The organism is Janthinobacterium sp. HH102 (genome assembly GCF_001758625.2).
GTDB lineage: Bacteria > Pseudomonadota > Gammaproteobacteria > Burkholderiales > Burkholderiaceae_D > Janthinobacterium.
Genome location: NZ_CP062062.1, coordinates 829,453 through 854,001, shown reverse-complemented (window position 1 = coordinate 854,001; position 24,549 = coordinate 829,453). Strand labels below are relative to the sequence as shown.

At 63.6% G+C, this 24,549-nt stretch carries 23 protein-coding genes and 1 tRNA gene; 4 read left to right on the top strand and 20 right to left on the bottom strand.

What is annotated here, in order from left to right:
- Positions 1–127 precede the first annotated feature (127 nt).
- A complete protein-coding gene (locus tag JAB4_RS03870; RefSeq protein WP_070221658.1) occupies positions 128–1,222 on the bottom strand; it encodes a type II asparaginase in 1,095 nt (364 codons plus the stop codon).
- A 133-nt stretch (positions 1,223–1,355) separates the two neighbouring features.
- Between JAB4_RS03870 and JAB4_RS03865 the strand changes: the two genes are divergently transcribed.
- Together JAB4_RS03865 and JAB4_RS03860 are read left to right on the top strand one after the other, a co-directional pair.
- Positions 1,356–1,748 (top strand): hypothetical protein, encoded by a 393-nt coding sequence (locus JAB4_RS03865; protein ID WP_139143746.1) that lies wholly within the window; start codon positions 1,356–1,358, stop codon positions 1,746–1,748.
- Positions 1,745–2,581 carry a MipA/OmpV family protein gene (locus JAB4_RS03860; protein ID WP_070221660.1) on the top strand — a complete coding sequence of 279 codons (837 nt, stop codon included), beginning with the start codon at positions 1,745–1,747 and terminating at the stop codon, positions 2,579–2,581. Before JAB4_RS03865 ends, JAB4_RS03860 begins: the two co-directional genes overlap by 4 nt.
- A gap of 12 nt (positions 2,582–2,593) precedes the next feature.
- Here the strand turns inward: JAB4_RS03860 and JAB4_RS03855 are convergent, their stop codons facing one another.
- From JAB4_RS03855 to JAB4_RS03800, 12 genes are all read right to left on the bottom strand, one after another.
- Positions 2,594–5,029 carry a TonB-dependent receptor gene (locus JAB4_RS03855; protein ID WP_175444788.1) on the bottom strand — a complete coding sequence of 812 codons (2,436 nt, stop codon included), beginning with the start codon at positions 5,027–5,029 and terminating at the stop codon, positions 2,594–2,596.
- A gap of 118 nt (positions 5,030–5,147) precedes the next feature.
- A complete protein-coding gene (locus JAB4_RS03850; protein ID WP_070221662.1) occupies positions 5,148–6,131 on the bottom strand; it encodes a siderophore ABC transporter substrate-binding protein in 984 nt (327 codons plus the stop codon).
- 1 nt (position 6,132) lies between these two features.
- Positions 6,133–6,903 (bottom strand): ATP-binding cassette domain-containing protein, encoded by a 771-nt coding sequence (locus JAB4_RS03845; protein ID WP_070221663.1) that lies wholly within the window; start codon positions 6,901–6,903, stop codon positions 6,133–6,135.
- The gene (locus JAB4_RS03840; protein ID WP_070221664.1) at positions 6,900–7,850 is read right to left on the bottom strand and encodes an iron chelate uptake ABC transporter family permease subunit; all 951 of its coding nucleotides are present in this window, start codon (positions 7,848–7,850) and stop codon (positions 6,900–6,902) included. Before JAB4_RS03840 ends, JAB4_RS03845 begins: the two co-directional genes overlap by 4 nt.
- Entirely contained in the window at positions 7,847–8,800 is a 954-nt protein-coding gene (locus JAB4_RS03835) for an iron chelate uptake ABC transporter family permease subunit (RefSeq protein ID WP_175444789.1), read from the bottom strand. The genes JAB4_RS03840 and JAB4_RS03835 overlap by 4 nt, the downstream gene beginning before the upstream one ends.
- Before the next feature lie 16 nt (positions 8,801–8,816).
- Positions 8,817–10,592 (bottom strand): ABC transporter ATP-binding protein, encoded by a 1,776-nt coding sequence (locus JAB4_RS03830; protein ID WP_070221666.1) that lies wholly within the window; start codon positions 10,590–10,592, stop codon positions 8,817–8,819.
- A complete protein-coding gene (locus tag JAB4_RS03825) occupies positions 10,586–12,352 on the bottom strand; it encodes an ABC transporter ATP-binding protein (RefSeq protein ID WP_070221667.1) in 1,767 nt (588 codons plus the stop codon). The genes JAB4_RS03830 and JAB4_RS03825 overlap by 7 nt, the downstream gene beginning before the upstream one ends.
- Positions 12,353–12,455: 103 nt before the next feature.
- On the bottom strand, positions 12,456–13,418 hold the full coding sequence (locus JAB4_RS03820) for a FecR domain-containing protein (RefSeq protein WP_070221668.1): 963 nt from the start codon (positions 13,416–13,418) through the stop codon (positions 12,456–12,458).
- Positions 13,419–13,421: 3 nt separating this feature from the next.
- The gene (locus JAB4_RS03815) at positions 13,422–13,940 is read right to left on the bottom strand and encodes a sigma-70 family RNA polymerase sigma factor (protein ID WP_070221722.1); all 519 of its coding nucleotides are present in this window, start codon (positions 13,938–13,940) and stop codon (positions 13,422–13,424) included.
- A gap of 218 nt (positions 13,941–14,158) precedes the next feature.
- Positions 14,159–15,250, bottom strand: coding sequence for a redox-regulated ATPase YchF (ychF, locus tag JAB4_RS03810; RefSeq protein WP_034778348.1), 1,092 nt, complete (start codon positions 15,248–15,250; stop codon positions 14,159–14,161).
- A gap of 151 nt (positions 15,251–15,401) precedes the next feature.
- Complete coding sequence (locus tag JAB4_RS03805) at positions 15,402–15,635, bottom strand: helix-turn-helix transcriptional regulator (RefSeq protein WP_070221669.1); 234 nt, start codon at positions 15,633–15,635, stop codon at positions 15,402–15,404.
- Positions 15,635–16,210: a hypothetical protein gene (locus tag JAB4_RS03800; RefSeq protein WP_070221670.1), complete on the bottom strand. Its 576-nt coding sequence runs from the start codon at positions 16,208–16,210 to the stop codon at positions 15,635–15,637. Before JAB4_RS03800 ends, JAB4_RS03805 begins: the two co-directional genes overlap by 1 nt.
- A 118-nt stretch (positions 16,211–16,328) precedes the next feature.
- Between JAB4_RS03800 and JAB4_RS03795 the strand changes: the two genes are divergently transcribed.
- Positions 16,329–17,426 carry a serine hydrolase domain-containing protein gene (locus JAB4_RS03795; RefSeq protein ID WP_070221671.1) on the top strand — a complete coding sequence of 366 codons (1,098 nt, stop codon included), beginning with the start codon at positions 16,329–16,331 and terminating at the stop codon, positions 17,424–17,426.
- Here JAB4_RS03795 and pth read toward each other — a convergent pair whose 3' ends face one another.
- The 7 genes from pth to JAB4_RS03760 form a co-directional block, all read right to left on the bottom strand.
- Positions 17,427–18,011: an aminoacyl-tRNA hydrolase gene (gene pth / locus JAB4_RS03790; protein WP_034753275.1), complete on the bottom strand. Its 585-nt coding sequence runs from the start codon at positions 18,009–18,011 to the stop codon at positions 17,427–17,429.
- Between the two features lie 115 nt (positions 18,012–18,126).
- The gene (locus JAB4_RS03785; protein ID WP_070221672.1) at positions 18,127–18,735 is read right to left on the bottom strand and encodes a 50S ribosomal protein L25/general stress protein Ctc; all 609 of its coding nucleotides are present in this window, start codon (positions 18,733–18,735) and stop codon (positions 18,127–18,129) included.
- A gap of 166 nt (positions 18,736–18,901) precedes the next feature.
- The gene (locus tag JAB4_RS03780; protein WP_034753270.1) at positions 18,902–19,852 is read right to left on the bottom strand and encodes a ribose-phosphate pyrophosphokinase; all 951 of its coding nucleotides are present in this window, start codon (positions 19,850–19,852) and stop codon (positions 18,902–18,904) included.
- 150 nt (positions 19,853–20,002) lie between these two features.
- Positions 20,003–20,079, bottom strand: a tRNA-Gln gene (locus JAB4_RS03775).
- 78 nt (positions 20,080–20,157) lie between these two features.
- On the bottom strand, positions 20,158–21,042 hold the full coding sequence (gene ispE, locus JAB4_RS03770; RefSeq protein ID WP_070221673.1) for a 4-(cytidine 5'-diphospho)-2-C-methyl-D-erythritol kinase: 885 nt from the start codon (positions 21,040–21,042) through the stop codon (positions 20,158–20,160).
- Positions 21,039–21,689 carry an outer membrane lipoprotein LolB gene (locus JAB4_RS03765; RefSeq protein ID WP_070221674.1) on the bottom strand — a complete coding sequence of 217 codons (651 nt, stop codon included), beginning with the start codon at positions 21,687–21,689 and terminating at the stop codon, positions 21,039–21,041. Before JAB4_RS03765 ends, ispE begins: the two co-directional genes overlap by 4 nt.
- 61 nt (positions 21,690–21,750) lie before the next feature.
- Positions 21,751–23,541: a tetratricopeptide repeat protein gene (locus JAB4_RS03760; protein ID WP_070221675.1), complete on the bottom strand. Its 1,791-nt coding sequence runs from the start codon at positions 23,539–23,541 to the stop codon at positions 21,751–21,753.
- A 167-nt stretch (positions 23,542–23,708) separates the two neighbouring features.
- Here JAB4_RS03760 and mutM point away from each other — a divergent pair, with 167 nt between their 5' ends.
- The gene (gene mutM, locus JAB4_RS03755) at positions 23,709–24,545 is read left to right on the top strand and encodes a bifunctional DNA-formamidopyrimidine glycosylase/DNA-(apurinic or apyrimidinic site) lyase (RefSeq protein WP_070221676.1); all 837 of its coding nucleotides are present in this window, start codon (positions 23,709–23,711) and stop codon (positions 24,543–24,545) included.
- Positions 24,546–24,549 lie beyond the last annotated feature (4 nt).

The following is a 24,549-nucleotide window of genomic DNA, read 5'->3' as shown; positions in this document are numbered from 1 at the left end:
CAGGGGGAGAAGGAACAGTGTTGCTGCTTCTGCCAGGAAATTATTCAGAAGCGAAGTATGGCAGCAAAGCGGGCAAGCGTAAATCAGCCAGATTCAGCCAATGAGGCTGAATCTGGCGCGGTCATGATCAATACGTGTAGAAAATACGCTGGATTTCTTGCGTGCTGTTGGTTTTGGTCAAGGCCAGCATCAGCAGGATGCGGGCTTTTTGCGGGTTCAGGGTGTCAGATACGACACTGTCGAGTTCATCGTCGTTGGCTTCGCCATTGCGCGCCACGATGCCCTGGCCGACGCGGCTCGAACGCACGATCAGCACGCCCTTCTGGCGCGCTTCCACCAGGGCCGGCTTCATTTGCGCGGCCACGCTGCCATCGCCCACGCCCGCGTGGATGATGCCCTTGGCGCCGGCGGCAATGAAGGCGTCCATGCCGACACGGTTCATGTTGGCATAGCCGTAGACGATGTCCACTTGGGGCAAAGCGTCGAGCTTGCTGATGTCAAATTCCGATTCCAGGGTGTGCTTGCGCGTCGACTGGCGATAGAAGAAAGGCTTGCTGCCCTGGATGTAGCCGAGCATGCCCAGTTCCGGCGACTTGAAAGTGTCGGTGGTGGACGTGTTCGTCTTGGTCACTTCACGCGCCGCGTTGATCTGGTCGTTCAAGGCCACCAGCACGCCCTTGCCCACGGCTTCCTTGCTGCCGGCCAGCAACACGGCGTTGTACAGATTGATGGGGCCGTCAGCCGAGATGGCGGTCGAGGGACGCATGGCGCCCACCACCACGACCGGCTTGTGGCTTTTCACGGTCAGGTTCAGGAAATACGCCGTTTCCTCGATGGTGTCGGTGCCGTGCGTGACGACCACGCCATCGACATCGTTCGAGGCCAGCAGCACGTTGATGCGCTTGGCCAGGGCCAGCCAGTGGCTGTTGCCCATGCTTTCGCTGGCGATCTGGAACACTTGCTCGCCTTTCACATTCGCCACTTTCTTCAATTCCGGCACGGCCGCGATCAGGCGCTCGACGCCCACGGTGGCCGAGGTGTAGCCGACGGTGGTGGTGCTGTCGGCGCCGCTGCCGGCGATGGTGCCGCCCGTAGCCAGGATCACCACATTCGGCAATTTGACGGCCGCCTGCTGCGCGCGTGCGGGGGACGCGGCAACAAAGCCCATCAGCAAGGTGGCCAGCATCAGCTGTGCACAAGAATGGAATTTGCGTGAAAACATGGTGCTCCTGTTCGGTGATGTGTCAAAGATAACAAAGTCGTGTGCAAATTATATGTCATCAGTGCGGCAAAAAAGTCCCGATTGACGCGTTCTGCGCAAACGTGCGCGCCTTCCCATGCGCTACAGTGGCGCCATGTCCACACTCCCGTCCTTCCGCTCTTGCCTCGTCCTGCCGTTCGTCCTGATGGCGCTGGGCGCCTGCTCCACGCAGGTCGAACTGCGCGCGGCGGCGCAGCAGGAGCAGTGGGGACGTGAAGCCGCTGGCCACGGCGACTGGGCGCAAGCCATGCGCAGCTACGCGGCCGCGGCCGAGAATGCCGAACTGGGCCATGGCGATGCAGCTTGGCAGGCGCGGCTGCACCACGAAGCGGGACGCGCCGCCAGCGCCGCCTGCCGCTACGATGCGGCCGCATTTCATTTCCGCCAGGCTATCGCGCTGGCAAAGCAGGCCCGTACATCGAGCGCCCTCAGCGACAAGGCGCTGGCATCGCTACAGGCCGGCAAACCTTGCGCAGTTCCCCCATGAGCGTCGCGCGCACCTTGCTGGCAGCATCCACCCTCCTCGCCGCCATGGCGCCGGTGCGCGCCGTTGAACAACCGCTGCCTTTATGGGAAGCGGGCGTGTTTGGCGGCACAGCCGTCACGCCCGCCTATCCGGGCGCCAGCGAACGCTCGACGCGCAGCCTGGCCCTGCCCTATCTGATTTATCGCGGGAAAGTATTGCGCGCCGACCGTTCCGGCGTGGGCGCGCGCCTGCTTGATACGGATCGCCTCGACTTCGATATCGGTTTTGCCCTGTCCTTGCCGGCCCGCTCCAGCGACGTGCCGGCCCGGCGCGGCATGCCCGACCTGGGCACCTTGGTGGAATTTGGCCCGCGCCTGAAAATCAAGCTGGCCGAGCCGACGCAGCACAGCCGCCTTGGCCTGGAACTGCCCTTGCGCGCCGTCATCGAAGCGCGCGGCGGCCTGCACCGCCAGGGCGCCACGTTCGAACCGCGCCTCGTGTACGCGCTGCAAGGCGAGCAGCAGGCATGGCATGTCGATGCCAGCGTCGGCGCCGTGCTGGGCAATGCCGCCATCAACGATTACCTGTATGGCGTCAGCCCCGCGTTTGCCACCGATGGGCGCCCCGCGTATGCGGCCAAAAGCGGGCTGATGCTCACGCGCCTGGGCCTGGGCGGTTCGTACCGGCTGCAGCGGGACTGGCGCGCCTTTGCCTTTTTACGCTACGACAACTACACGGGCGCCGCCAACCGCAGCAGCCCCCTGCTGCGCCAGAACAGCGGCACCTCGGCCGGCATCGGCCTGATGTGGACGTGGCAGCGTTCCAGCCGTCCGGCACGCGGTCCGGACGACTAGCGGCAAGACGGCTTAAAACTCCGTCGTGGCCGACAGCATGAAGGTGCGCGGCGCGCCCAGGCCCAGGCTGGTCCATTGCGGCAGCGCCCAGTACGCTTTGTTGCCGACGTTCGTCACGCTGGCGCGCACGGTCAGGGGCCAGCCGGCCGCGGCGGTGGCATAGCGGGCACCCAGGTCAAACACGGTACGACCCGGCACGGACAGCGAGTTGTCGCTATTGATGTATTGCTTCGATGCCGCCGTCGCGTTCGCCGTCAGGGTCACGCCGGGGATGGCGGGCGTATCCCACTCGACGCCCAGCTTTGCCTGCAGCTTGGGCACGCCCGTTGCCTGCTTGCCCTGGTTGGCGCCGCCCACGGTCTTCCTCAAGACCGGATCGACATACGCGACGCCGCCCATCAGGCGTACGTCGCGCAGGGGCGAACCGAAGAAGCCCCAATCGATGCCACGGTTGCGCTGCTCGCCGCCGAAGGAAAAGACATTGCTGACCGGATCGACGTAGCTGCTGGGACGCTTGATTTCATATACGCTAACCGTATGCGCGAACTCGCCCAGGTCGGCCTTGAAGCCAAGCTCCGCCTGCTTCGACTTGTATGGCGCAAAGACTTCGCCCGAATTGGCCGCCGTCAACGGCGCCGTGGCGCCCTGGCTCAAGCCTTCGATGTAATTGCCGTACAGAGAAACCGTGTTGCTCGCCTTGACCAGCAGGGCGACGGCTGGCGTGGTGGCGCCTTTGTCGTAACGCGAGGTACGCGCGCCCGTCTTGATGTTGAAGTTATCGCTGAGCACTTCCTGGCGGCGCAAGCCCGCCGTCAGTTGCACCTTGTCTTGCGCAAAGGAAAGCGTATCGACCAGGCCGAAGCTAGCCAGACGCAGTTCCGCCTTGGAAATTTGCGGCGCCTCGAAACGCGTCGCCGGCCCCCAGACGGGGCGATAGATATTCGTGATCCAATCTTTCGCCAAGGTATTGCGGCGTCCGTACTGCTTGTCCGTGTGGTGGTAATACGTGGCGTTGACGGCCCATTGATGGCCGATATCGCCCGTGCGCAGCTTGCCGCGCAAGCCCGCTTCCGCCGACTGTTTCTCCACATCAAAACCCAGGTCCGCAAGATTGGTGCGATAGTCGCCAGCCGTGTTGAACACCTGGATCAGATAGGCGCCCGTCGACCGGTAGTCGGCCTGGCTGGCGCCCACGGCGGCGTAGGCCATCACCTGTTCGTTCACGTCCAGCTCGCCGCGTAGCATGGCGCCCTTGTCCTTGGTGTCGTAAAAAGCCCAGCTGGGATTGAGCAGGGTCTCCGGTTTCGGCGGACGCGGCACGGGCAAGCCGGCGGCCAGGTTGACGCCCCGGTTCAAGCCATCGGCGCGGTCCTCGCTGCTATACAGGTCTGCGGACAGGCGCGCGCCGTTGCCACGCCAGTCGAGGCCCACGGAAATGAGCCGGGTCTTCTTTTGCTGGTGGTCAATGGCACCGTCGCCATCGCGGTAGACGCCGTTGACGCGGATGCCGAACTGTTTATTCTCGCCAAAACGCTGCCCCAGATCAATATGTCCTCCCCATTGCGAGTCCGACATGTACGACGCCGTCACCCGCGCCAGCGGCGTGTCGCCCGCGCGCTTGGGCACGAGATTGATGCTGCCGCCCACCGAGCCGCCAGGCGGCATGCCGTTGAGCAAGGCCGATGGCCCCTTCAGCACTTCGATGCGCTCGAACATTTCAGGCGAGGTGCGGTAGTACGGCGATATACCGTACAGCCCGCCAAACGCGACATCTCCGATATTCGAACTGAAGCCCCGGATCGAATAATTCTCGCCGATGATGCCCGTCATGCCGCTGCTGAAGACGGTAGGGTCGTTGGCGGCAATCACATCGGTGATGTCGCGCGCCTGCCGGTCTTCGATGAATTTGTCCGTATAGCTGATGGTGTTGAACGGGGTTTCCATGAAATCCTTATCGCCCAGGAAACCCACGCGGCCGCCGGATGCCACTTGCCCGCCGGCATAGGCATCCGTCACGGTGTTGCCTTTGCCCCACACCGTCACGGCCGGCATGGTTGCGGCCGCCTCGGCGGCGGCGCTATGGACCGCTTCGCGGCGCACCGTGTAGCTGCCATTGCCTTCGCGCACGGCGTGCAGGCCGTGGCCGCGCAGCAATTCGTAAAAACCCTCGGGCACGCTGTAACTGCCGGCCAGGCCGGCGCTGTGTTTGCCCTGCAGCAGGCCCCCATCCACCGTCAATTCGATCCCCGCCGCCGCCGCGAACGTATTGAGCGCCAGGCCGAGGGTTCCCGCCGGCACGCTGAACGCTTGCCGGGCTTGCGCCTCCTGCGCATACGCTGAAGGGGCCGCCACGCCCAGCGCTCCCAGGCTCAAGCCCGTGATGAGCGCCAGTTGCACGGCGGTGGCGATACGGCTCAGGTTCAAGGCGGGAAGGTGGCGTGCTGCCATGCGTGTTGCCATAATTAAGTCCTTTTCAGATGGGTGATTGCTTGTTCTCACCCTATTTCCCGGACGAAAAGACAAAACCCTCAACGCAAATACGAATCATTACAAAAAATAATTGCTCTCATTCATAAGCGCTGAGCACGTCGTCGATCACCCGTTTCAACGACGTCACGCTGGCCGCCGTGATGTACCAGGCGTCGGCATCGACGAAGACGACACGGCCGTTCTTCCAGGCATTGGTCTGGCGCAACAGCGGATTGGCCATCTGCTCGGCCGTCATGACGGGACGGTGTTCCATCACGGCCGTGCGGTCCACAACATAAATGATGTCGGGATTGGCTTGCTGGATGAATTCGCTGGTAATCGGTTGTCCATGCAAGCCCGCCTCGATGGCCGAACTGGCGGTTTTCACGCCCAGCGCGTCGAAAACAAAACCGTAGCGCGAGCGCACGCCGAACGCGCTGAAGGCGCCGTTGTTGTGCAGCACGATGAGCGCCCTCTCGGGACGCGCCTGCGTCACCTTGCGCGCGGCCGCCACCTTGGCGTCGAGCTCCTGCGCTTTCAGGCTGGCGATGTCTTCCTTGCCGAAGATACGCCCCAGTATCAGCAAATGCTGCTTGACCACGTCGATGTGCTTGCTCTCGCTGTTCTGGTAATCGACGTCGAAATGCAAGGTGGGCGCGATCTGGCTCAGTTCCTTGTAGTGATTGGCCTGGATCGACGTCATCAGCACGAGGTCGGGCTGGAGCGCGTGGATATGCTCAAGATTGGGCTGCACGATGGCGCCCAGGTCGCGGATGCCCTGGTCATCCTTGTAGCGTGAGAGGAAATGCGGCACGTAATCCTTCACCATGCCGGCCACGGGCACGCCCAGCTGGTCGAGGAAATCGACCTCGTTCATGTCGAGCACGGCCACGCTCTGCGGACGCTTGTCGATCACCGTCGTGCCCAGTTTATGCACGATGGTGATGGGCGCGAACGCCTGCGGTGGCGCGGAGGCGGCGGGCGCTGGCGCAGGCGTGGACGGCTTGTCGGTACAGCCTTGCAAGACGGCCGCGGCGGCAAGCAGCACGGCCAGCGCACAGCGGGATTTGTTCCAGATCATTTCAAGCTCCTGTGGGGGTAAAGTAATTGCAGAGGCAGCCGCGTTCATTGCGCACGATGTGGAAATCGATGTCGTACAGCGCGCGCAAGCGCTCCTCGGTGACGACCTCGTGCGCGGGACCGGCAAAGCGCACGGCGCCGTCCTGCATGGCGACGATGTGGTCCGAATAATTGGCGGCGAAATTGATATCGTGGATCACCAGGACCACGGTACGTCCCTGCTCGTCGCACAGGCGGCGCAGCGCGCGCATGATCTGCACGGCGTGCTTCATGTCGAGGTTGTTGAGCGGCTCGTCGAGCAGCAATATGTCCGTCTGCTGGGCTATCGTCATGGCGAGGAAGGCCATCTGGCGCTGGCCGCCGCTCAGCTCGTCGACATATGCCAGGCGCAATTTTTCCAGCGACAAAAAAGCGATGGCGTCGCTTATCGCCTGCCGGTCCCGCGCCGTCAGCGCGCCGCGGCTGTAGGGGAAGCGGCCGAAGGCAACCAGCTCTTCCACCGTCAGGCGCAGATGGAAATCGGGAGCCTGGCGCAGGGTGGCCACCTGGCGCGCATAGTCCTGGATCTTGATTGACGCGATATCGCGCCCGCCTATCGTAATCTCGCCCTTGTTCGCCTCCTGCAGGCGCGCGATGAGCATCAGCAAGGTCGTCTTGCCTGCGCCGTTGGGGCCGATCAAGGACGTCACTTTCCCTTTGGGAAACTGTGCGCTGACCTTGGCCAGCACGCGCCTGGCGCCGTAACTTTTTTCAATGTGGTTGACGTGGATCATGCGGTGCCTCGGGTGCGGACCATGAGCGCGAGGAAATACGCGCCACACACCAGGTTGACGAGGATGCCGACCGTGGTCCGGTAATTGAAAACATGCTCGACCAGCAGCTGGGCGGCGAGGAAGATGGCAATGGCGATGCCGCAGCCCAAAGGCAAGGTTAGGCGGTGGCGCGCCGTGCGGGCCAGGGCGTAAGTCGTGTTCGCAACAAAGATGCCCATGAAGGCCGTGGGCCCCAGCAAGCTCGTCGACACGGCCACCAGCACGGCGATCAGCGCCAGCTGCAGCTGCACCATGCGCCGGTAATCGATGCCGAGCGAGATGGCCTGCTCGCGGCCCAGCGCCAGCACGTCGAGCGCCGGCAGGGTCTTCGCCACGGCCACGCAGGCGGCGCCCGCCAGCAGGGCCGAATACAGCAGTTGTGCGGGCTGCGCCTTGTTGAACGATGCCTGACTGAATCCTTGCAAGATGGCAAATTCGCCCGGGCTGATGCGCAGCTGGATGAATTGGGTGAACGTGCCGATCACCATCGTCAGCACAAAGCCCAGCAGCAGCAAAAAATATACGTCGTTCTTGCCATCACGAAACAGCCAGTAATGGATGGCCCACGAGTAGGCGAGCATCAGCGCAATGGACAGCATGAAATTGCCGTTCTGCCCCAGCAGCAGCACGCTGTGCATGCCCATCGCGAGGATCAGCAGCGACTGCAACAGCAAATACACGGCTTCGTAACCCATGACGGCCGGCGTCAGGATGCGGTTGCCGGCAATGGTCTGGAAAACAATCGAAGACACGGCCACGCATACGCCGCCGATGACGATAGCGGCCAGGCGTGCCAGGCGCTTCGGGATGATGTAATCGACATCGAAATTGGCGCCGAGGAAGAGGAAAACCAGCGCCAGGACGAACACGGCCAGCCAGAGCGTGCGCTGCTTGACGATGCGCCTCATCTGCGTCCCCGGATGATCAGCATGAGGAACAGCACCCCGCCCACGCCGCCCGCCGTCAGGCCGATCGGCACTTCGAAAGGGTAGATCAGCAGGCGCCCGGCGATGTCGCAGGCCAGCAGCAGCGAGGCGCCGTACAGGGCGACGATGGGCAAGGTGCGGCCCAGGTTGTCGCCATGGCGCAAGGCCACCAGGTTGGGGATGGCCAGCCCGACAAACGGGATCGCTCCCACCGTGATCACCGTGGCCGCCACCGTGACGGCCACCAGCATCAGGCCCAGTGCCACCGTGCCCGCATAGTTCAGGCCCAGGCTGGTAGCGAGCCCCTCGCCCATGCCCAGCACCGTAAAGCGCTGCGCGTACAGATACGCGAGGGCAACGATGGGCAGGACCAGATAAATGATTTCATAGTTGCCCTGCACGATTTTCGAGAAATCGCCGAGCAGCCAGCCCTGCATGCTTTGCAGGATGTTGTGGCGGTAGGCATAGAACTCGGCCACGGCGCTGAGCACGCCGCCATACACGAGACCGATCACGGGAACCAGGATCGTGTTCTTGAAGCGGATGCGGCGGATCAGGGTCACATACACGAGACTGGCGGCAAAGCAGAAGGCCAGCGCGAACGCCATCTTGCCCGCCGTGCCTGCGGCCGGCGCCACGGTCAGCGCGACTAGGATGCCCAGCTTGGCCGCGTCGAGGCCGCCCGAAGTGGCCGGCTCGACGAACTTGTTGCGCACGATGTGCTGCAGGATGACGCCGCAGACGGACAGGCCCACGCCCGTCAGCACCAGCGCCGTCAGGCGGGGCAGGCGGCTGGCCGTCAGGGTCAGCCAGGCGTCGTCAGACAGCGCGCAGGAAGACGACAGCAGTTCGATCCAGGCGATGTGCCTGGCGCCGACCAGCAGCGAAGCCGCACACAGCAGCAGGAAGACGAAAAACAGACGCGCCTGTATCAAATCGTCATCCCGTTCATGGCTGCTGTGCGGCGGAGGCGATGCGCCAGCCCTTGGCCGCCCGGCGCTGGGCCAGGAAGTGCGCATACAGGCCGTTCTGTGCCCGCAAGGCGCCCGGCGCGCCCTGCTCGCGGATCGTGCCACCGTCGAGCACGACGATCTGGTCGGCCATGGCCACCGTCGACAGCTGGTGCGCGATGACGATCACCGTGCGCTTGCCGCGCAGCCGCGCCAGCGCCTCGGCGATGGCGGCCTGGTTTTCCGCGTCCAGCGCGGCCGTCGCCTCGTCGACGAGCAGAATCGGCGCATCCTTGACCAGCGCGCGGGCGATCGCGATGCGCTGGCGTTCGCCGCCGGACAGGCGCGCGCCGCCCTCTCCCACTGGCGTAGCCAGCCCCTCCGGCAGGCGGGCGATGATTTCGGCTGCGCCCGCCTGGCGCGCCGCGTCCAGCACCTCGGCATCGGTGGCGCCAGGCTTGCCAATACGGATATTGTCGGCGATGCTGCCCTGGAACAGATAGCTGTCCTGGAAGATCTGGCTGATCTGCCCAGCCAATTGCTCGCTGGACATGTGCCGCACATCGACGCCGCCCACCAGCACGCTACCCTGGCTGGCGTCAAAGAAGCGCGCCATCAGGCGTACTAATGTCGTCTTGCCAGAACCGGAAGCGCCAATCAGCGCCGTCATGCTGCCCGGCGCAATGTGCAGATTGATATCCGTCAATACGTCGGGCTGGTCCTGTGCATAGCGGAAGTGCACATTGCGCAGCTCGACCGCGCCATCGCGCGGCGCCTGCGGCCCGCGTGCTTCCGGCAGCGGCTGCACGGCGAAAATATCGCGCGCCGCATCGAGCGGGCCGCGCGCGCCGCGCAGCACTTCGCCGTAGCTGGCCACTTCCTGCAGCGGGTCGACGAAGCGCACCACCAGCAGCAAGGCCACGATGACGGCGATGGCGTCCGGCGCAGCGGCTGCACCGCCCAGCACGCTATCGAGCCACAGCGCGACGGCGGCCAGCAAGGCGGCGAAGATGGCTTGCACGGACCAGGCGTTGAGCACGGACGACAAGGCCGACAGATAGATCAGCCGCGTGCCCGCGTGGCGCTGCCCGTCGATCGCTTGCTGCAGGAAACGCGTGCCGCCGTCAGCAGCACCATCGCCGTCACCATGGAAGGCGCGCAAGACGGATTGCGCTTGCGCAAACTCGACCAGGCGCTGGCTGGTCCGGGCGAAATGGTGGTGATAAGCGTCGTCGGCGCGCTGGCCCAGGTGCACCGTGAGCCGCAAGGTACCCGCCAGGAGGGGCAGCGCCAGCAGCGCCGTCACGCCCAGCTGCCAGTGCAGCGCAAACAGCGCGGCCAGCAATACCACGGGCGTGACGGCGCCGCAGATCACGGGCGTCAATACGTGGGCGGGCAGCTGCGCCACGTTCATCATGCCCTGCGTGATGACATGGCCCAGTTTTGCCGTGTTCTCCGGCGTGAACCAGCCGACGGGCAGGCGCGCCACGTGGTCGCCCAAGCGCTGGCGCGCCCCTTGCAGCACCGTCACGCCCACGCGCACGCCGGCTTTTTCCACCTGGCGCCGCCAGGCCCAGCAAGCAAGCAGCCCGGCCAGCAGCACTAGCAGCCACAGGGCCGCGCCGCCGGCGTCGCCGCCCAGCAGGCGGCCCAGGGCCAGCACCAGCGCCGTGATCGTCAAGCCGCTGAGTACGCCATACGCGAGCGCCATGGCACAGTAGCGGCGAAACACGCGCGCATCGTCGCCCAGCAGTTGAATGAATGTCTTCAGCATGGCAGCACCGTTTCTTCCGGGGAATTCTGATAGCCGCCCAGCGCCCACAGTTGCGCATAGCGGCCATCGTGGGCGAGCAAGCCGGCATGGCTGCCCTGCTCGACGATGGCGCCGTTCTCGACGACGACGATGTTGTCGGCATGCATGATGGTGTCGAGCCGGTGCGCGATCACCAGCAGGGTGCGGCCACGGGCAAAGCGCGACAGCGCGTCCTGGATCGCCACTTCGTTTTCCGCATCGGCCGCGGCCGTCGCTTCATCGAGCACCAGCACGGACGGGTCGAGCAGCACGGCGCGAGCGATGCTCACGCGCTGCAACTCGCCGCCGGACAGTTGCGCATCCTCGCCAATGACGGAATCGTAGCCGCGCGGCAAGGCCAGGATGCGCTCGTGGATATTCGCCAGGCGCGCCGCGTCTTCGATCGCATGCAAGCTGGCCGATGGCCGGCCCAGCCCGATGTTCTCGCGCACGCTGGCGTGGATCAGCCGCACTTCCTGCAGCACGAAGCCGATGCGCCGGTACAGCTCGGGCGTGGCGATGTGCCGCAGGTCGACGCCGCCGAGGGTGATGCGCCCTTCGGTCGGGTCGAAAAAGCGCAGCAGCAGGGGCGCCAGGGTCGACTTGCCGGAACCGGAGGCGCCGACGATGGCCGTCACCGTGCCGGGCTGCATGGTCAGCGTGATGTCCGACAGCACCTTGTTGTGTCCGTCATAGGCATAGCCCACACGCTCCATGCGGATCTCGGTACCGTTGGGCAACTGCTGCTGCTCCGGCGCCGGCTGCGCCAGCACCGGCGTATCGAGCAAGGCTTGCACGCGCTGGGCCGCGCCCGTGGCGTTGTTGAGGTCATGCGTCAGATAGTGCAACAGCAGCACCGGCGCGGAAATGCCGGGCGCCACCAGGGCGAACGGCAGGATATCCACGGGCGCCATCGCTCCCAGCGCCACAAACACGGTGCCGGCGATCAGCACCACGCCCAGCACGGCGACGGGCGCGATCAGCGCATTGGCATTGGCCATCGAACCGACCAGCGGGCGCGTGAACGCGGCAAACGCCTCGGCAAACGCATCGACGGCCGCGCGGTAACTGCCATGCGCGCGTCCCGTGGCGCCGAAGGCCTTGACCACGGGAATGCCATTGACGAACTCCACCACGGCATTGTTGATGCGCCCCATGCCGGCGACGAAATGCTCCATATTGCCTGCGCTGGCCTTCATGGCGCGGCCGAAGAAGAGAAAAAAGCCGGGAAACGGCAGGATGGCGACGAGGGCCAGGCGCCAGTCCATGGCGAACAGATAAAGGACGGAGATGGCGATGGCGCCCACGGCGCGCCCCGTCGTCGTATAAAAATGGGCGGTGAGGCTGTGCAGGGTGTTGATGTCGTCCTGCATCGCCTGCTTGACCTCGCCCGAGGCACGGCTGGTAAACCAGCCCAGCGGCACCTGCCCCAGGCGCTGCATGGCTTGCAGGCGCAGTTGATGGGTGAGGCGGTTGTCGGCCAGATGCGCGGCCAGCTCGCCCAGCGTGATCAGGGCCATGCCGGCAAACAGGCAGGCGACGCTGACGAGAATGGTGGGCCAGATGCCAAGCTGCGTGGCAGCAGGGGCCAGGGCGATGCTGGCGATGTGCGCGATGCCGGCCAGCGGCACCAGGGTCAGCATGGAACCCGTGCCGGCCAGCACGGCGGCGGCGATCAGGCGCCCGCGGATGGGCTGCAGTATCCGGCTGATCGGGCCGGCCTGGCTGCTTGGGCTACTCATGGGAAAAACGGGAAAACGCGTGCATAAGTTCAATGGATAAGGGTGGCTCTCACCCTATATCCCGAACGAGAATGCAAAACCCTCAATCGGGTCCGCGCAATTGTCAGGCAGCGGCCTGGACGGTCACCCAGTAGCGCGTGCGCGCCACGATTTGCACGGGCAAGGCCAGCGCCAGGTTGTGCAGTGCGCGGTCCGTGTCGCGCAGGGGAAACACGCCGTTGACACTCAAGCTGGCCACGGCCGGGTCGCAGCGCAGCAGGCCGGGGCGGTAACGGGCCAGTTCCGCGATCAGGGCATCGAGGCGCATGTTGTCGGCCACCAGCACGCCCTTGCTCCAGGCTGCCGCGCTGGCCGGCACGGGGGCGGCCGATTGCACGATGTCGGCCGAGAAGATGGCACTGTAGCCCGTGGCGACGCCCACGGCGTTGCCGGGCGCATGCGCGAGGCGTATCTCGACGGCGCCTTCGAAGACGGCGACGCGCGACGTGTATTCGTCTTGCCGCAAAGTAAAACGCGTGCCCAGCGCCCGTACCGTGCCGTGGCGGCCCTGCACGCGGAATGGCCTCTGCGCCGGATCATGGGCCGTGGTGACGAGGATTTCGCCCGCGCGCAAGACCAGCAAGCGCTCGCTCGCGTCGAAGCGCACGTCGATGGCGGAAGCCGAGGCCAGCATGACGCGCGTGCCGTCAGGCAAGATAATCTCGCGGATCTCGCCGGTGGCCGTGCCGTGGCCTGCCGTGGCCACTTGCCAGGCCTCCGTGCCGCGCAGCAGGTACGCCATGCCGCCCACGGGCAGCAGCACGGCCAGCAGCTTCAGGGCACGGCGGCGGCTCAGGTAGGCGGCCGGTGCCGGCTCCCGCAGCGCGTGCCGGGCCGCATCGCGCGGCAAGCTGTGCAGCTTGCCCTCGAACGCTTGCAAACGCTGCCAGGCGATGGCGTGGTGCGGATGCGCGTCGCACCAGCGGGCACAGGCAACCCGGTCTTCGTCACTGGCGTCATCGGACCACAGGCGCGCCATCCACTGGGCCGCCTGCTGCACGATGGCGGGCGCGATCACCACATCCATGGTTCAGGCGTCCCGCGCATGCAAGGCCTGGTAGCAGGCCAGCAAACCGGCGGCGATGTATTTTTCGACGGACGAGACGGACACCTGCAATTCGGCGGCGATGTCGCGGTAGCTCAGGCCATCGAGTTTGCACAGCAGCATGGCCTTGCGCGCCTTGGCGGGCAAGCCGTGCAGCACCGCATCGATTTCCGTCAGCGCCTCGATCACCAGCGCGCGCTCTTCCTCGGACGGGGCCAGCGCCTCGGGCACCAGGGCCAGCACTTCCAGGTAGGCCGTCTCGATCTGGCGGCGGCGGTACAGGTCGATGACCATGCCGTTGGCGATCTGCGTCAGATGGCGGCGCGACTCCCCGGCCGGCGGCACCCTGCCCGTCTTCATCAGGTGCAGGTACACATCGTGCGCCAGGTCGGCCGCGTCGAAGGCATTGCCCAGCTTGCGGCGCAACAAGCCACGCAGCCAGCGGTGGTGGTTGGTGTACAGACTGCTGACTTGCTGCTGTAGCGCTAACTCGGCGGTGCTCACGATACCCTTCCTGTGGTCGATGGCCAGCAAGACGGCAGGCACATCAATATAAATGAGAATTATTCTCATTGTATAGGAAAAGGCAAGACAAGCGCAACCGGCCGGGCAGGAATCCGCGGCATGGCAAGGCGATGAAGTCAAACAAACGGGCAATAAAAAACCCTGCAAATCAATGACTTGCAGGGTTCATGCTCGCCCCGTACGGGACCTGCCGGGATTTAGACGTTGAACAGGAAGTTCAGCACGTCGCCATCCTTGACCACGTATTCCTTGCCTTCGGCGCGCATCTTGCCCGCTTCCTTGGCGCCCGCTTCGCCCTTGTAGGCGATGAAGTCGTCATAGGCGATGGTTTGCGCGCGGATGAAGCCGCGTTCGAAGTCGGTGTGGATCACGCCGGCCGCTTGCGGTGCCGTGTCGCCCACATGGATGGTCCAGGCGCGCACCTCCTTCACGCCTGCCGTGAAGTAGGTTTGCAGGCCCAGCAGCTTGTACGCGCCGCGGATCAGGCGGTCCAGGCCCGGCTCTTCCATGCCCATATCGGCCAGGAAGGCGCCCTTGTCGGCGTCGTCCAGGTCGGCGATTTCCGCTTCCAGCGCCGCGCAGATGGCGACGATGGGGGCGTTCTGCGATTGCGCATACGCCGTCAGCTGGTCCAGCAGCGGATTGTTGGTAAAGCCCGTGTCGGACACGTTGGCGACGAACATGGCCGGCTTGGCCGTGATCAGGCACAAAGGCTTGATCAGTTCCATTTCGTCGGCGTCCAGGCCCATGGCGCGCACGGGTTTCGCGTCGTTCAGGTACGGCATCATGCGTTCCATGATGGCCAGCAGCTTGGCCGCATCCTTGTCGCCCGAGCGGGCTTTCTTGTTTTCGCGGTGGATAGCTTTTTCCACGGTACCCATGTCGGCCAGCGCCAGTTCGGTCTGGATGACTTCGATATCGTCGAGCGGGTTGATCTTGCCGGCCACGTGGATGACGTTGTCGTCTTCGAAGCAGCGCACGACGTTGACGATGGCGTCCGTTTCGCGGATGTGCGACAGGAACTGGTTGCCCAGGCCCTCGCCCTTCGATGCACCGGCCACGAGGCCGGCGATGTCGACGAATTCCACGATGGCGTTGACCATGCGTTCCGGCTTGACGATGGCGGCCAGCGCATCCATGCGCGGATCCGGCACTTCGACGACGCCGACGTTCGGCTCGATGGTGCAGAACGGATAGTTTTCAGCCGGGATGCCGGCTTTCGTCAGTGCATTGAACAGGGTGGACTTGCCGACGTTCGGCAAGCCGACGATACCGCATTGGAGACTCATGGAAAACCTTTAAATAATCAATATTGCCGGCAAGCGGCTGGTGCAAAACGGCCGTTGCGGGCGTTTTCTGGATAATCTTGCTGTATTCATGCTCTAAGGGTCAATTGTACCTCTATGCACCCTACTCTTCAAAAAAACCGCCCTGGCGACCTTAACTGTCGCCATCCCCGTCATCCGCCTGCGACGCATCGAATTCCAGGATGTCGCCGGGCTGGCATTCGAGCATCTCGCAAATTTTCGACAAGGTATCGAAACGCACGCCGCGCACCTTGCCCGATTTTAAAAGGGACAGGTTCTGCTCCGTGATTCCGATAAAGGCAGCCAGTTCCTTGGATTTCACTTTTTTCCTGGCCAGTACCAGATCGAGGCGCACGACGATGCCCATCAGATGAACCCGCTGTTTTCATCGGCCAGGCGCTGGCCTTCATGCAGGATTTGCGCCAGCGCAAAGAAAATCGAGCACAGCAGCAAGGTCCACAGGTCGCCGCCCGTGATGTCGATAACCAGGCGCAACTGGCGCGTTCCCTCTTCCAGCAAGCCAAACAGCATTCCGCGCACGGTGGGTTCCAGCAAAGTCAGCACCGTTCCCAGCAGCAAGCCGCCGGCGAAGCGGCGAAAGTGGCGCGCCACCTGCGGCGTAAAAAACACGCCCTGCTCGAACTGGCGCAAGACCAGGGCCAGCTGGCGCACGGCATCGGCCAGCACGCACAAAGCCGGCAAGGCCAGCGCCAGACCCAGCCCCCGCTGCCACAGGGGCATGGCTGCCAGGCGCGCGAATGGCTGGCTCTGCAATTGCAGCAACAGTTCATACATGCCTGCGCCGCCCAGGCTGCCTTGCGCGGCCGGCGCAGGCGCCAGCCAGCCCAGCACCGTCAGCAGCAGGTACAGCACAAAGAATCCCGAAACGCCGTAGCGCACGCGCCGGCTCAGCGCCGCCGGTCCCGTTGGATTTTTTTTCATCTTTAAAAGTATACGAAAGTGTCAAGTGTGGTTAGAATAAATTATCGTAAAACAATAATTAAATCATGTTTTGCGACCATTTTAACATGTTCACCTCACCCTATCGACTGGAGACTCCATGAAAACCCTGCTTGCCGCACTCGTTTGCAGCACCACCTTGCTGCTGAGCGGCGCCGCCCGCGCCCATGACTTGAACGCCATGCTGCAGCAGGCGCTGGCCGACAAGAGCGTACCGGCCATGGCGATGCTTGTCATTCGCGACGGCAAGATCGAGGCACAGGCGCAGGCTGGCGTACGGGCCAATGACGGCAACGATGCCGTGCGCGCCGATGACGTGTGGAATATCGGCTCCAACGGCAAGGCCATGACGGTGACCCTGATCGCGCGGCTGGTGGAACGGGGCGTGCTGTCGTGGGATGCGCCGCTGTCAACCATGCTGCCCGCGCTGAGTGCCGGCATGCGCGCCGAATACCGCGACGTCAATCTGATGGATCTGCTGTCGCACCGCGCCGGCCTGCCGCCCAATCCCGATGAAGCGTGGATCGATTCCACCTACGCGGACACGCGCCCCTTGCCGCTGCTGCGCCAGGAGTACGCGCAGCGCGCGCTGGCCGACGCGCCCGTGGCCGCGCCGCGCGGCGAATCGCATTACTCGAACAGCGGCGCCATGATCGCCGCCGCCATCGCCGAGCGTGTCACGGGCAAAACGTACGAGGAATTGATGCAGGCGGAAGTGTTCGGCCCTCTGGGCATGCGGGCCGCCTTCGGTTTCACGGTGCGCGGACAGAATCTGGGCCACAAGGAAAACAAGCCGATCGCCGGCTTGATGGCCAGCAATCCGCTGATGATGGCGCCCGATGGGGAAATTCACCTGAGCATGCAAGACTGGGCAAAGTTTGCGCTCGATCAACTGCATGGCGAACAGGGCAAGGGTAGGCTGCTGAAACAGGAAACGTATGTCTTGCTGCACACGGCGCAGGGCGACACGCATGCGGCCTTGGGCTGGGGCGTGATGCACTTCCCGCCCCAGGCGCCGCAGCGTGTACTCACCCACCTGGGCTCGAACGGCTACTGGCACGCGCTGATCGCGCTGGCGCCCGGCAGCGGCGACGGCCTGCTGATCGCCGCCAACGCGGGCGACGGCAGCAGCGCCCAGGCCAGCCAGCAGCAGATGGCGAAAACCATCATGGCCGGCTTCGGCAAGGCGGGAAAATAATTACGCGGTGTGCAGCTTCATCGTCGCCGCCTCGAACTTGCCCTCGACGATCTGCGGCATGACCTGCAGGGATTTGTCGATCGCCTGCTCGATCAGCTCCTGGTCTTCGCGGCGCGGGCGGTGCAGCACGAAGTCGGCCACCTGCTGCTGCAGGCTCAGGGTGCGCGGGTGGCCGATGCCCAGGCGCAAGCGCCAGTAATCCTGCGTGCCCAGCGCGGCCGTGATGTCTTTCAAGCCATTGTGGCCGCCGGCCGAGCCGCCCTTTTTCAGGCGCGCAATGCCGGGCATCAAATCGAGTTCGTCGTGCACGACGAGCACTTCATCGGCGGCAATCTTGAAAAAGCGCGCCAGCGCGCCCACGGACTGGCCCGAGCGGTTCATGAAGGTCAGCGGTTCGAGCAGCCAGACTTCGTTGCCGCCAATCGACGTTTTCGCCAGCATGGCGTTGTAGCGCGAATCGCGCTGCAGGCGCGTGCCGGGCAGGCTGTTGGCAAGATTGTCCACCAGCCAGAAGCCGGCATTGTGGCGGGTTTGTTCGTATTCGGGTCCCGGGTTGCCGAGGCCGACGATCAGGCGTATGGGCATGGCTGTGTCTGCAATGTAAAAGAAAGCATTATCGGTGAAAACAGGCAGAAAAAAACCCGCGCGGCGAACCTGGCGGGTTTTTCCTTGCCACTACCGCATTGCTGCGGCGGCAAAATTACTTCTTGTCGGCTTCAGCAGCAGCGGCTTCGGCTTCAGCAGCAACGTGGCCAGCCGGTACCGAAGCGGTAGCGATGGTCAGGTTGGCGCCGTGGGTGACAGCGGTCACGCCAGCTGGCAGGACCAGGTCGCCAACGTGCAGCGAGTGACCGACGTCGATGTTCGACAGGTCAACGTTGATGAATTCTGGCAGTTGGCCTGGCAGGCACGAAACTTCGATTTCGTTGGCTACGTGGCTGATGGTCGCGCCGTGCAGTTTGACTGCTGGGGAAACGTCAGCGTTTACGAAGTGCAGCGCCACTTTTACGTGGATAGCTTGCTTAGCGTCAACGCGCTGGAAGTCAGCGTGCAGAACCAGTTGTTTGTATGCGTGGACTTGGAAGTCGCGCAACAGAACTTGCTGGGAAACGCCGTCGATTTCCAGATCCAGGATCGACGAGTGGAACACTTCTTTTTTCAACGCGTGGTACAGAGCGTTGTGATCCAGCGAGATCAGCACCGGGGCTTCAGCGCCACCGTAGACGATACCAGGGGTTTGGCCGGAAATGCGCAGGCGGCGGCTCGCTCCGGAACCTTGCAATTCGCGTTTAAATGCGATAACTTTCATGTGAAACTCCAAGAAGAACAAGGCTTGCGCCTTGTGTTATGAGGACTCCCGCGACCAGGAATCCTCGAAAATGGGTGCAAAACACCCCGAAAACTAAAACACTGCGGCGCAACAGGCAAAAGCCGGTCGCGCCGCAGGCATTACGTCTGTTGCTGCTCTTGCCGAATTAATCGATGAACAGCGAGATGACGGAGTCACCCTTGATGATGCGTTTGAACGTCTCGGCCAGCAGCGGCGCGCACGTCAATTGACGGATCTTGCCGCAGGCCAGGGCCGCTTCGGACAGGGGGATCGTGTCGGTCACGACCAGCTCATCGAGCGGCGAGGCCGAAATACGGTCGATCGCCGGGCCCGACAGCACCGCGTGCGTGCAATACGCCACGACTTTTTTCGCGCCGCGCTCTTTGAGCACTTCGGCAGCCTTGGTCAGGGTGCCTGCCGTGTCGACCATGTCATCCATGATCACGCAGTTGCGGCCTTCGACTTCACCGATGATGTTCATCACTTCGGACACGTTCGCTTTTGGACGACGCTTGTCGATGATGGCCAGGTCGCAGCCCAGGCGTTTTGCCAGGGCGCGCGCACGGACCACACCGCCGACGTCCGGCGACACCACCAGCAGATCCTGGTAGTTTTTCTTTTGCAGGTCGCCCAGCAAAATTGGCGAAGCGTAAATATTGTCGACTGGGATATCGAAGAAACCTTGAATCTGGTCAGCGTGCAAGTCCATGATCAGGACGCGCTCGACACCGGCTTCTTCCAGCATGTTCGCCACCACCTTGGCCGAAATCGCCACACGCGCGGAGCGTGGACGGCGGTCTTGACGGGCGTAGCCGAAGTAAGGAATCGCGGCGGTGATGCGGCCAGCGGAAGCACGTTTCAAGGCATCAACCATCAGCATGATTTCCATCAGGCTGTCGTTGGTTGGAGCACAGGTGGATTGCAAAACAAAAACATCCTTGCCGCGTACGTTTTCGTTAATCTCGACCATTACTTCGCCGTCGGAGAATTTCGAAACGTTTGCTTTACCGAGAGGAATGCCGAGGTTTTTTGCGACCCCCTCTGCCAACGCTGGATTCGCGTTGCCGGTAAAAACCATCAGGTTTTCGTAAGCCATGGGAGTCCCAAGAGGTGATAAAGAAGTCTTGAAAAGCACTAACCGGGCATAGGCCCGGTCAGTCATTGTTTAGAATATGCCGCGTGGCGGCACATCTGCTTTTTCCCGTACTGGACGCCAACTTCGCATCGACAGACTACGGTGAAATGGTGGCAGGGGAAGAAGGATTCGAACCTTCGCATGCTGGAATCAAAATCCAGTGCCTTAACCAGCTTGGCGATTCCCCTACGTTACTGACTGCTTGCCGTCATGTTGGCCAGTATTATACCGACTATTTGACGCTAAGCAAAATCTTTTTTTGCTCTCTACAACATGGTGAGCATCGGGTGGCGATTCAGCGCTTTTGCCTTCCAGGCGACCCAGACTGGTGGCACATTGCTGAGCACCGCATCCGCTTCTTCCTGACTGCCAAACGCACTAAATACACAAGCACCGGAGCCAGTCATCCTGGCCTCACCGTAAGCACCCAGCCATTCTACCGCATCTGCTACCGGCTTGAAAAGACTGCATGCTACTTGCTGTAAATCATTCTTTCCAAACCCGCCCGCATCGTTTCCTTCTGCGAGGTACCTGGAAAAGTCCGCTATTGTGACGGGTTCGGTATTTCTCGTCAAGCCTTCCGCGCAAAAAATTGCGGCGGTCGGCACTTGCACGCCCGGCTCGATCACCACATACCAGCATGCGGGCGTGGCGACGGGCTGCAAGGCTTCGCCCACGCCTTCGGCAAAGGCGTTTTCGCCAAAGATGAAAAACGGAATATCGGCGCCCAGCGGCAAACCCAGCGCCATCAAATCCTCGCGCGTCAAACCGGCCTGCCACAGGCGATTGAGCGCCATCAGCGCCGTGGCCGCGTCGGACGAGCCGCCACCCAAGCCGCCGCCCATGGGCAGCACCTTGTCGATGGCGATATCGACGCCGCGCGGCAAGGCGCCCGTGCGGCGCAATACTTCCGCCTGCAGCAATGTCGCGGCGCGGATGATCAGGTCCTGCTCTTGCGGCACGCCGGCCAGCTCCGTCACGCGGACAATCGCCGTGTCGTCGCGCAGCGCGAAGTGCAGGGTGTCGCCATGGTCGAGCAACTGGAACACCGTCTGCAGCAGATGGTAGCCATCGGCGCGGCGGCCGTTGACGTGCAAAAAAAGGTTCAGCTTGGCGGGAGCCGGGCAGTTATTCAGGGTCGTCAATGTCATGGTGCTGGTGCGGATGGGGCGGGATCGAGGACGATGCGCAGCGACACGGCATCGGCCTGCGCGCTGGCATTGCGTTCGGCATCGATACGCCGCGGTTGGGGCAAGGCGCCCGGTGTCTTGTCGGCCGCATTTTGCCCTACTTCTTGCCACGACACATAGCGCAAGCGCCAGCCGTCTTTCGTCGTCACGCTGTCGTTGGCGGGCGACGCGACAAAGCGCTTGCCATCGGCGCCCACGGCATAGCCTTGCAGCCAGTCGCGCAAGCCCGACACGGGCAAGGACCAGCCCAGCATCTGCGCGCTCAGGGTGTCGACATCGGGCGCGCTGCGCGGCGCCTTGCCGCTTTGCGTCAGCACGGCCTCGCGCGGCGTGACGGCAATCGTCGCCAGCGTGCTGCCGACGGGCGAATACAGGGTCACGTCCGTGCGCTGCGCCGTCTGCTGCCAGTTGAAATTGACGGTGGCCGATTCGGGCTTGTCATCTTTCTGGTACACGACGTTCAGGCGGCCCGTCAGCTCCACCTGTTCGCGGTAGGGCGCGACGGTGTTGGCGGATGGCGCGGCGCCTGACGAGAATGGGGAACTCAGGGTCGAGCAGGCCGAGAGTGACAGGCAGACGAGTGTGAGGGGAAGCAGTTTTTTTAACATGGGTACAAGGAAAAACCAGCGCCATGGCGCTGGTTTTTTATAGTTGAGATAATCGATTCAATCACAAACTGACATTCAGGCGCGCCAAGGTGCTTTTCAGCGCCTCGTTTTTCGGGTCCTTGCCTTGTGCCTCGCGCCACAGTTTTTGCGCTTCGGCCTTGTCGCCCTTTTGCCACAGCACTTCGCCCAGGTGGACGGCGATTTCCGGATCGCTGCGCACGGCATAGGCGCGGCGCAGCGCGTTTTCCGCGGCGGCCAGGTTGCCCATGCGGAATTGCACCCAGCCCATGCTGTCCATGATGAACGGGTCGCCCGGCGCCATCTGCAAGGCTTTTTCGATCAGCGCATGGGCTTCCTCGAGGCGCAGGCCCCGTTCGGCCAGCGAATAACCGAGCGCGTTGTACGCGTGCTGGTTGTCGGGCGCCAGCGCCATCACGCGGCGCAGGCTCGCCTCCATCCGCTCGAATTTGTCCATGCGCTCGGCCAGCAAGGCGTAGTCGTACAGCAGCTCCGGATTGTCGGGGAAGCGCAGCAAGGCGTTTTCCAGCACCGTGTAGGCGCTTTGCACATAGCCGGCGTCGCGCAGGAATTGCGCGTCGACCAGCAGCACCTGCGCCTGGCTTGCCGGATCGTCCGTTTCGATTTCCGTCAGCGCCTTGCGCGCCGCATCGAGATTGCCGCCGCGGGCGATCAGCTGGGCGCGGCGCAAGCGCGCCTCGACATAGCCGCTTGATGCGCTGTTGTCGACCTTGTCCAGCCAGGCGATGGCGCCCGCCGTGTCGCCGCGCGTCTCGGCGATCTGCGACAGTATCATCAGGGCCTTGAACGGATCGCGCGTGTCGCCGGGAGATTTTTCGAGCACGGCCAGGAAGCGCTTGAAGTACTGCTCCGCGCCCTTGGTGTCTTCCAGCTGCAGCGCCACGATGCCGAGCGCATACAGGGCGCCCACGTTATCGGGAGCGCTTTTCAACAGCAGCAGGAACTGGTCGCGCGCCGGTTCCAGCTGCTTCTGTTCGACCAGCAGGCGCGCGTATGCGCCGCGCACTTCGACGGCATCCGGATTCTTTTGCAGGAAAGCGGCCAGCACCTTGCCCGCCGCCTCGGGTTCGCCCGTCACTTGCGCCAGGGTCAGCACGGCCAGCTCGGAGTTTGGCTTGATCGCCAGCGCCTTGTTCGCTTCGCCGATGGCACGGTCACGCTCGCCGATCGACAGGGCGCCCTGCGCCAGCACCAGGTGTGCTTCGAACATGTCCAGGTAAGGCTGAACCAGGCGCGTCACCATCGAATAGGCATACAGCTTGTCATTCGAGCGCGACAAAATCTGCTGCATCTGGAACAGGGCCACGCCCCGTGCGCCTTGCGGCGCATTGGCCAGGCGTTCGGCGAAAATCGGTTCCGCTTCTTCGATCTTGTCCGTCAACACGACAAAGCCGAGGAAGAACTGCGTCGCCTCGTCCGAGTCGGGCGCCAGCTCGCGCCACAGGCGGATGGCCGCCAGCGCCTCGCTGCCCTGCTTGGCGGCCAGCGCCATTTCGGAAGCGCGGCGCGCCAGGCGCGGATCGCGCGTCTGCTGCGCCGCCACCATCATCGTCACGTACGGCCCCTGCCACTGGCCGCTCTTGAATTCCATCTCGGCCTTGGTCAGCTTGTACAGCAAGTCGCTGCTCAATTCGACCTTCGGCAGCTCATCGCCGGCGGGCCCCTCCTTGGAGGTGGCGTCCGGCTCCTGCGGCGCGGCGGGCGCAGACGCAGAGGGGCTGGCCGCGGCATCGGCGGGGGCGACAGGCGTCTGTGCCATGGCATGCGTGGCCATCAGGGCGGACAAGGTTACAATGGCGAAAGCGTTTTTCAAAGGCTGATCCTGGCTAAACGGCAAAGTTTGATTCTACGCCCAACGCGGCTATCGCGTACTTCACGTATGTAACGAAATATATGCGTCGTGGCGGCGTAGCCTGCCAGAGCCAGCCCTCAGCCGGCAAGCCGCCTGTTTTTTACCCGGTTTTCAACCATTCGAGCCCTATGCCAGAATTGCCAGAAGTCGAAGTCACACGGCGCGGTGTCGCGCCCCACCTCGAAGGGCGCGCCGTGCGCTCCGTCGTGCTGCGCCGCGACGGCCTGCGCTGGCCCTTCCCTCCTGCCCTGGGCGAACAATTGTCGGGGCAAACCATCGGCCTGACGGGGCGGCGCGGCAAATACCTGCTGATCCACTTCCGCCACGGCACCCTGATCATCCACCTGGGCATGTCCGGCCATTTGCGCGTGCTGCCGACGGGGACGCAGGCGCAAAAGCACGACCATTTCGACCTCGTCGTGGAGGACGCGGACGGCGGCAGCCAGGTGCTGCGCATGACGGACCCGCGCCGCTTCGGCGCCGTGCTGTGGCACGACGAGGCCGATGGCCCGCTGGACGGCCACGCGCTGCTGCGCGGGCTGGGCACGGAGCCGCTCGAAGGCGGCTTCACGGGCCAGCTGCTGTTCGAGAAAACGCGCAACAAGGGCACTAACATCAAGCAGGTGCTGATGGCGGGCGACATCGTCGTCGGCGTGGGCAATATCTATTGTTCCGAAAGCCTGTTCCGCGCGGGGATCAACCCGAAAACGCCGGCCCGGCGCATCGGCCTGGCCCGCTACGAGAAACTGGCGCAGGCGATCCGCGACGTGCTGGCCGAAGCCATCGTGCAGGGCGGCAGCACCCTGCGCGACTTCATCGGCGTAAACGGCCAGTCCGGCTACTTCCAGCAGACGTATTTCACGTACAACCGCGCGGGCAAGCCCTGCCGCGTCTGCGGCGCGCCGATCCGGCAAATCGTGCAGGGACAGCGTTCCACGTTTTACTGCGTGAATTGTCAAAAGTAAGCAC

What these genes read in the sequence shown, in the direction of transcription:
- JAB4_RS03870 (WP_070221658.1), bottom strand. Translation starts at nt 1,222, where the DNA reads ATGTTTTCACGCAAATTCCATTCTTGTGCACAGCTGATGCTGGCCACC.
- JAB4_RS03865 (WP_139143746.1), top strand. Translation starts at nt 1,356, where the DNA reads ATGTCCACACTCCCGTCCTTCCGCTCTTGCCTCGTCCTGCCGTTCGTC.
- JAB4_RS03860 (WP_070221660.1), top strand. Translation starts at nt 1,745, where the DNA reads ATGAGCGTCGCGCGCACCTTGCTGGCAGCATCCACCCTCCTCGCCGCC.
- JAB4_RS03855 (WP_175444788.1), bottom strand. Translation starts at nt 5,029, where the DNA reads ATGGCAGCACGCCACCTTCCCGCCTTGAACCTGAGCCGTATCGCCACC.
- JAB4_RS03850 (WP_070221662.1), bottom strand. Translation starts at nt 6,131, where the DNA reads ATGATCTGGAACAAATCCCGCTGTGCGCTGGCCGTGCTGCTTGCCGCC.
- JAB4_RS03845 (WP_070221663.1), bottom strand. Translation starts at nt 6,903, where the DNA reads ATGATCCACGTCAACCACATTGAAAAAAGTTACGGCGCCAGGCGCGTG.
- JAB4_RS03840 (WP_070221664.1), bottom strand. Translation starts at nt 7,850, where the DNA reads ATGAGGCGCATCGTCAAGCAGCGCACGCTCTGGCTGGCCGTGTTCGTC.
- JAB4_RS03830 (WP_070221666.1), bottom strand. Translation starts at nt 10,592, where the DNA reads ATGCTGAAGACATTCATTCAACTGCTGGGCGACGATGCGCGCGTGTTT.
- JAB4_RS03825 (WP_070221667.1), bottom strand. Translation starts at nt 12,352, where the DNA reads ATGAGTAGCCCAAGCAGCCAGGCCGGCCCGATCAGCCGGATACTGCAG.
- JAB4_RS03820 (WP_070221668.1), bottom strand. Translation starts at nt 13,418, where the DNA reads ATGGATGTGGTGATCGCGCCCGCCATCGTGCAGCAGGCGGCCCAGTGG.
- ychF (WP_034778348.1), bottom strand. Translation starts at nt 15,250, where the DNA reads ATGAGTCTCCAATGCGGTATCGTCGGCTTGCCGAACGTCGGCAAGTCC.
- JAB4_RS03805 (WP_070221669.1), bottom strand. Translation starts at nt 15,635, where the DNA reads ATGGGCATCGTCGTGCGCCTCGATCTGGTACTGGCCAGGAAAAAAGTG.
- JAB4_RS03800 (WP_070221670.1), bottom strand. Translation starts at nt 16,210, where the DNA reads ATGAAAAAAAATCCAACGGGACCGGCGGCGCTGAGCCGGCGCGTGCGC.
- JAB4_RS03795 (WP_070221671.1), top strand. Translation starts at nt 16,329, where the DNA reads ATGAAAACCCTGCTTGCCGCACTCGTTTGCAGCACCACCTTGCTGCTG.
- pth (WP_034753275.1), bottom strand. Translation starts at nt 18,011, where the DNA reads ATGCCCATACGCCTGATCGTCGGCCTCGGCAACCCGGGACCCGAATAC.
- JAB4_RS03785 (WP_070221672.1), bottom strand. Translation starts at nt 18,735, where the DNA reads ATGAAAGTTATCGCATTTAAACGCGAATTGCAAGGTTCCGGAGCGAGC.
- JAB4_RS03780 (WP_034753270.1), bottom strand. Translation starts at nt 19,852, where the DNA reads ATGGCTTACGAAAACCTGATGGTTTTTACCGGCAACGCGAATCCAGCG.
- ispE (WP_070221673.1), bottom strand. Translation starts at nt 21,042, where the DNA reads ATGACATTGACGACCCTGAATAACTGCCCGGCTCCCGCCAAGCTGAAC.
- JAB4_RS03765 (WP_070221674.1), bottom strand. Translation starts at nt 21,689, where the DNA reads ATGTTAAAAAAACTGCTTCCCCTCACACTCGTCTGCCTGTCACTCTCG.
- mutM (WP_070221676.1), top strand. Translation starts at nt 23,709, where the DNA reads ATGCCAGAATTGCCAGAAGTCGAAGTCACACGGCGCGGTGTCGCGCCC.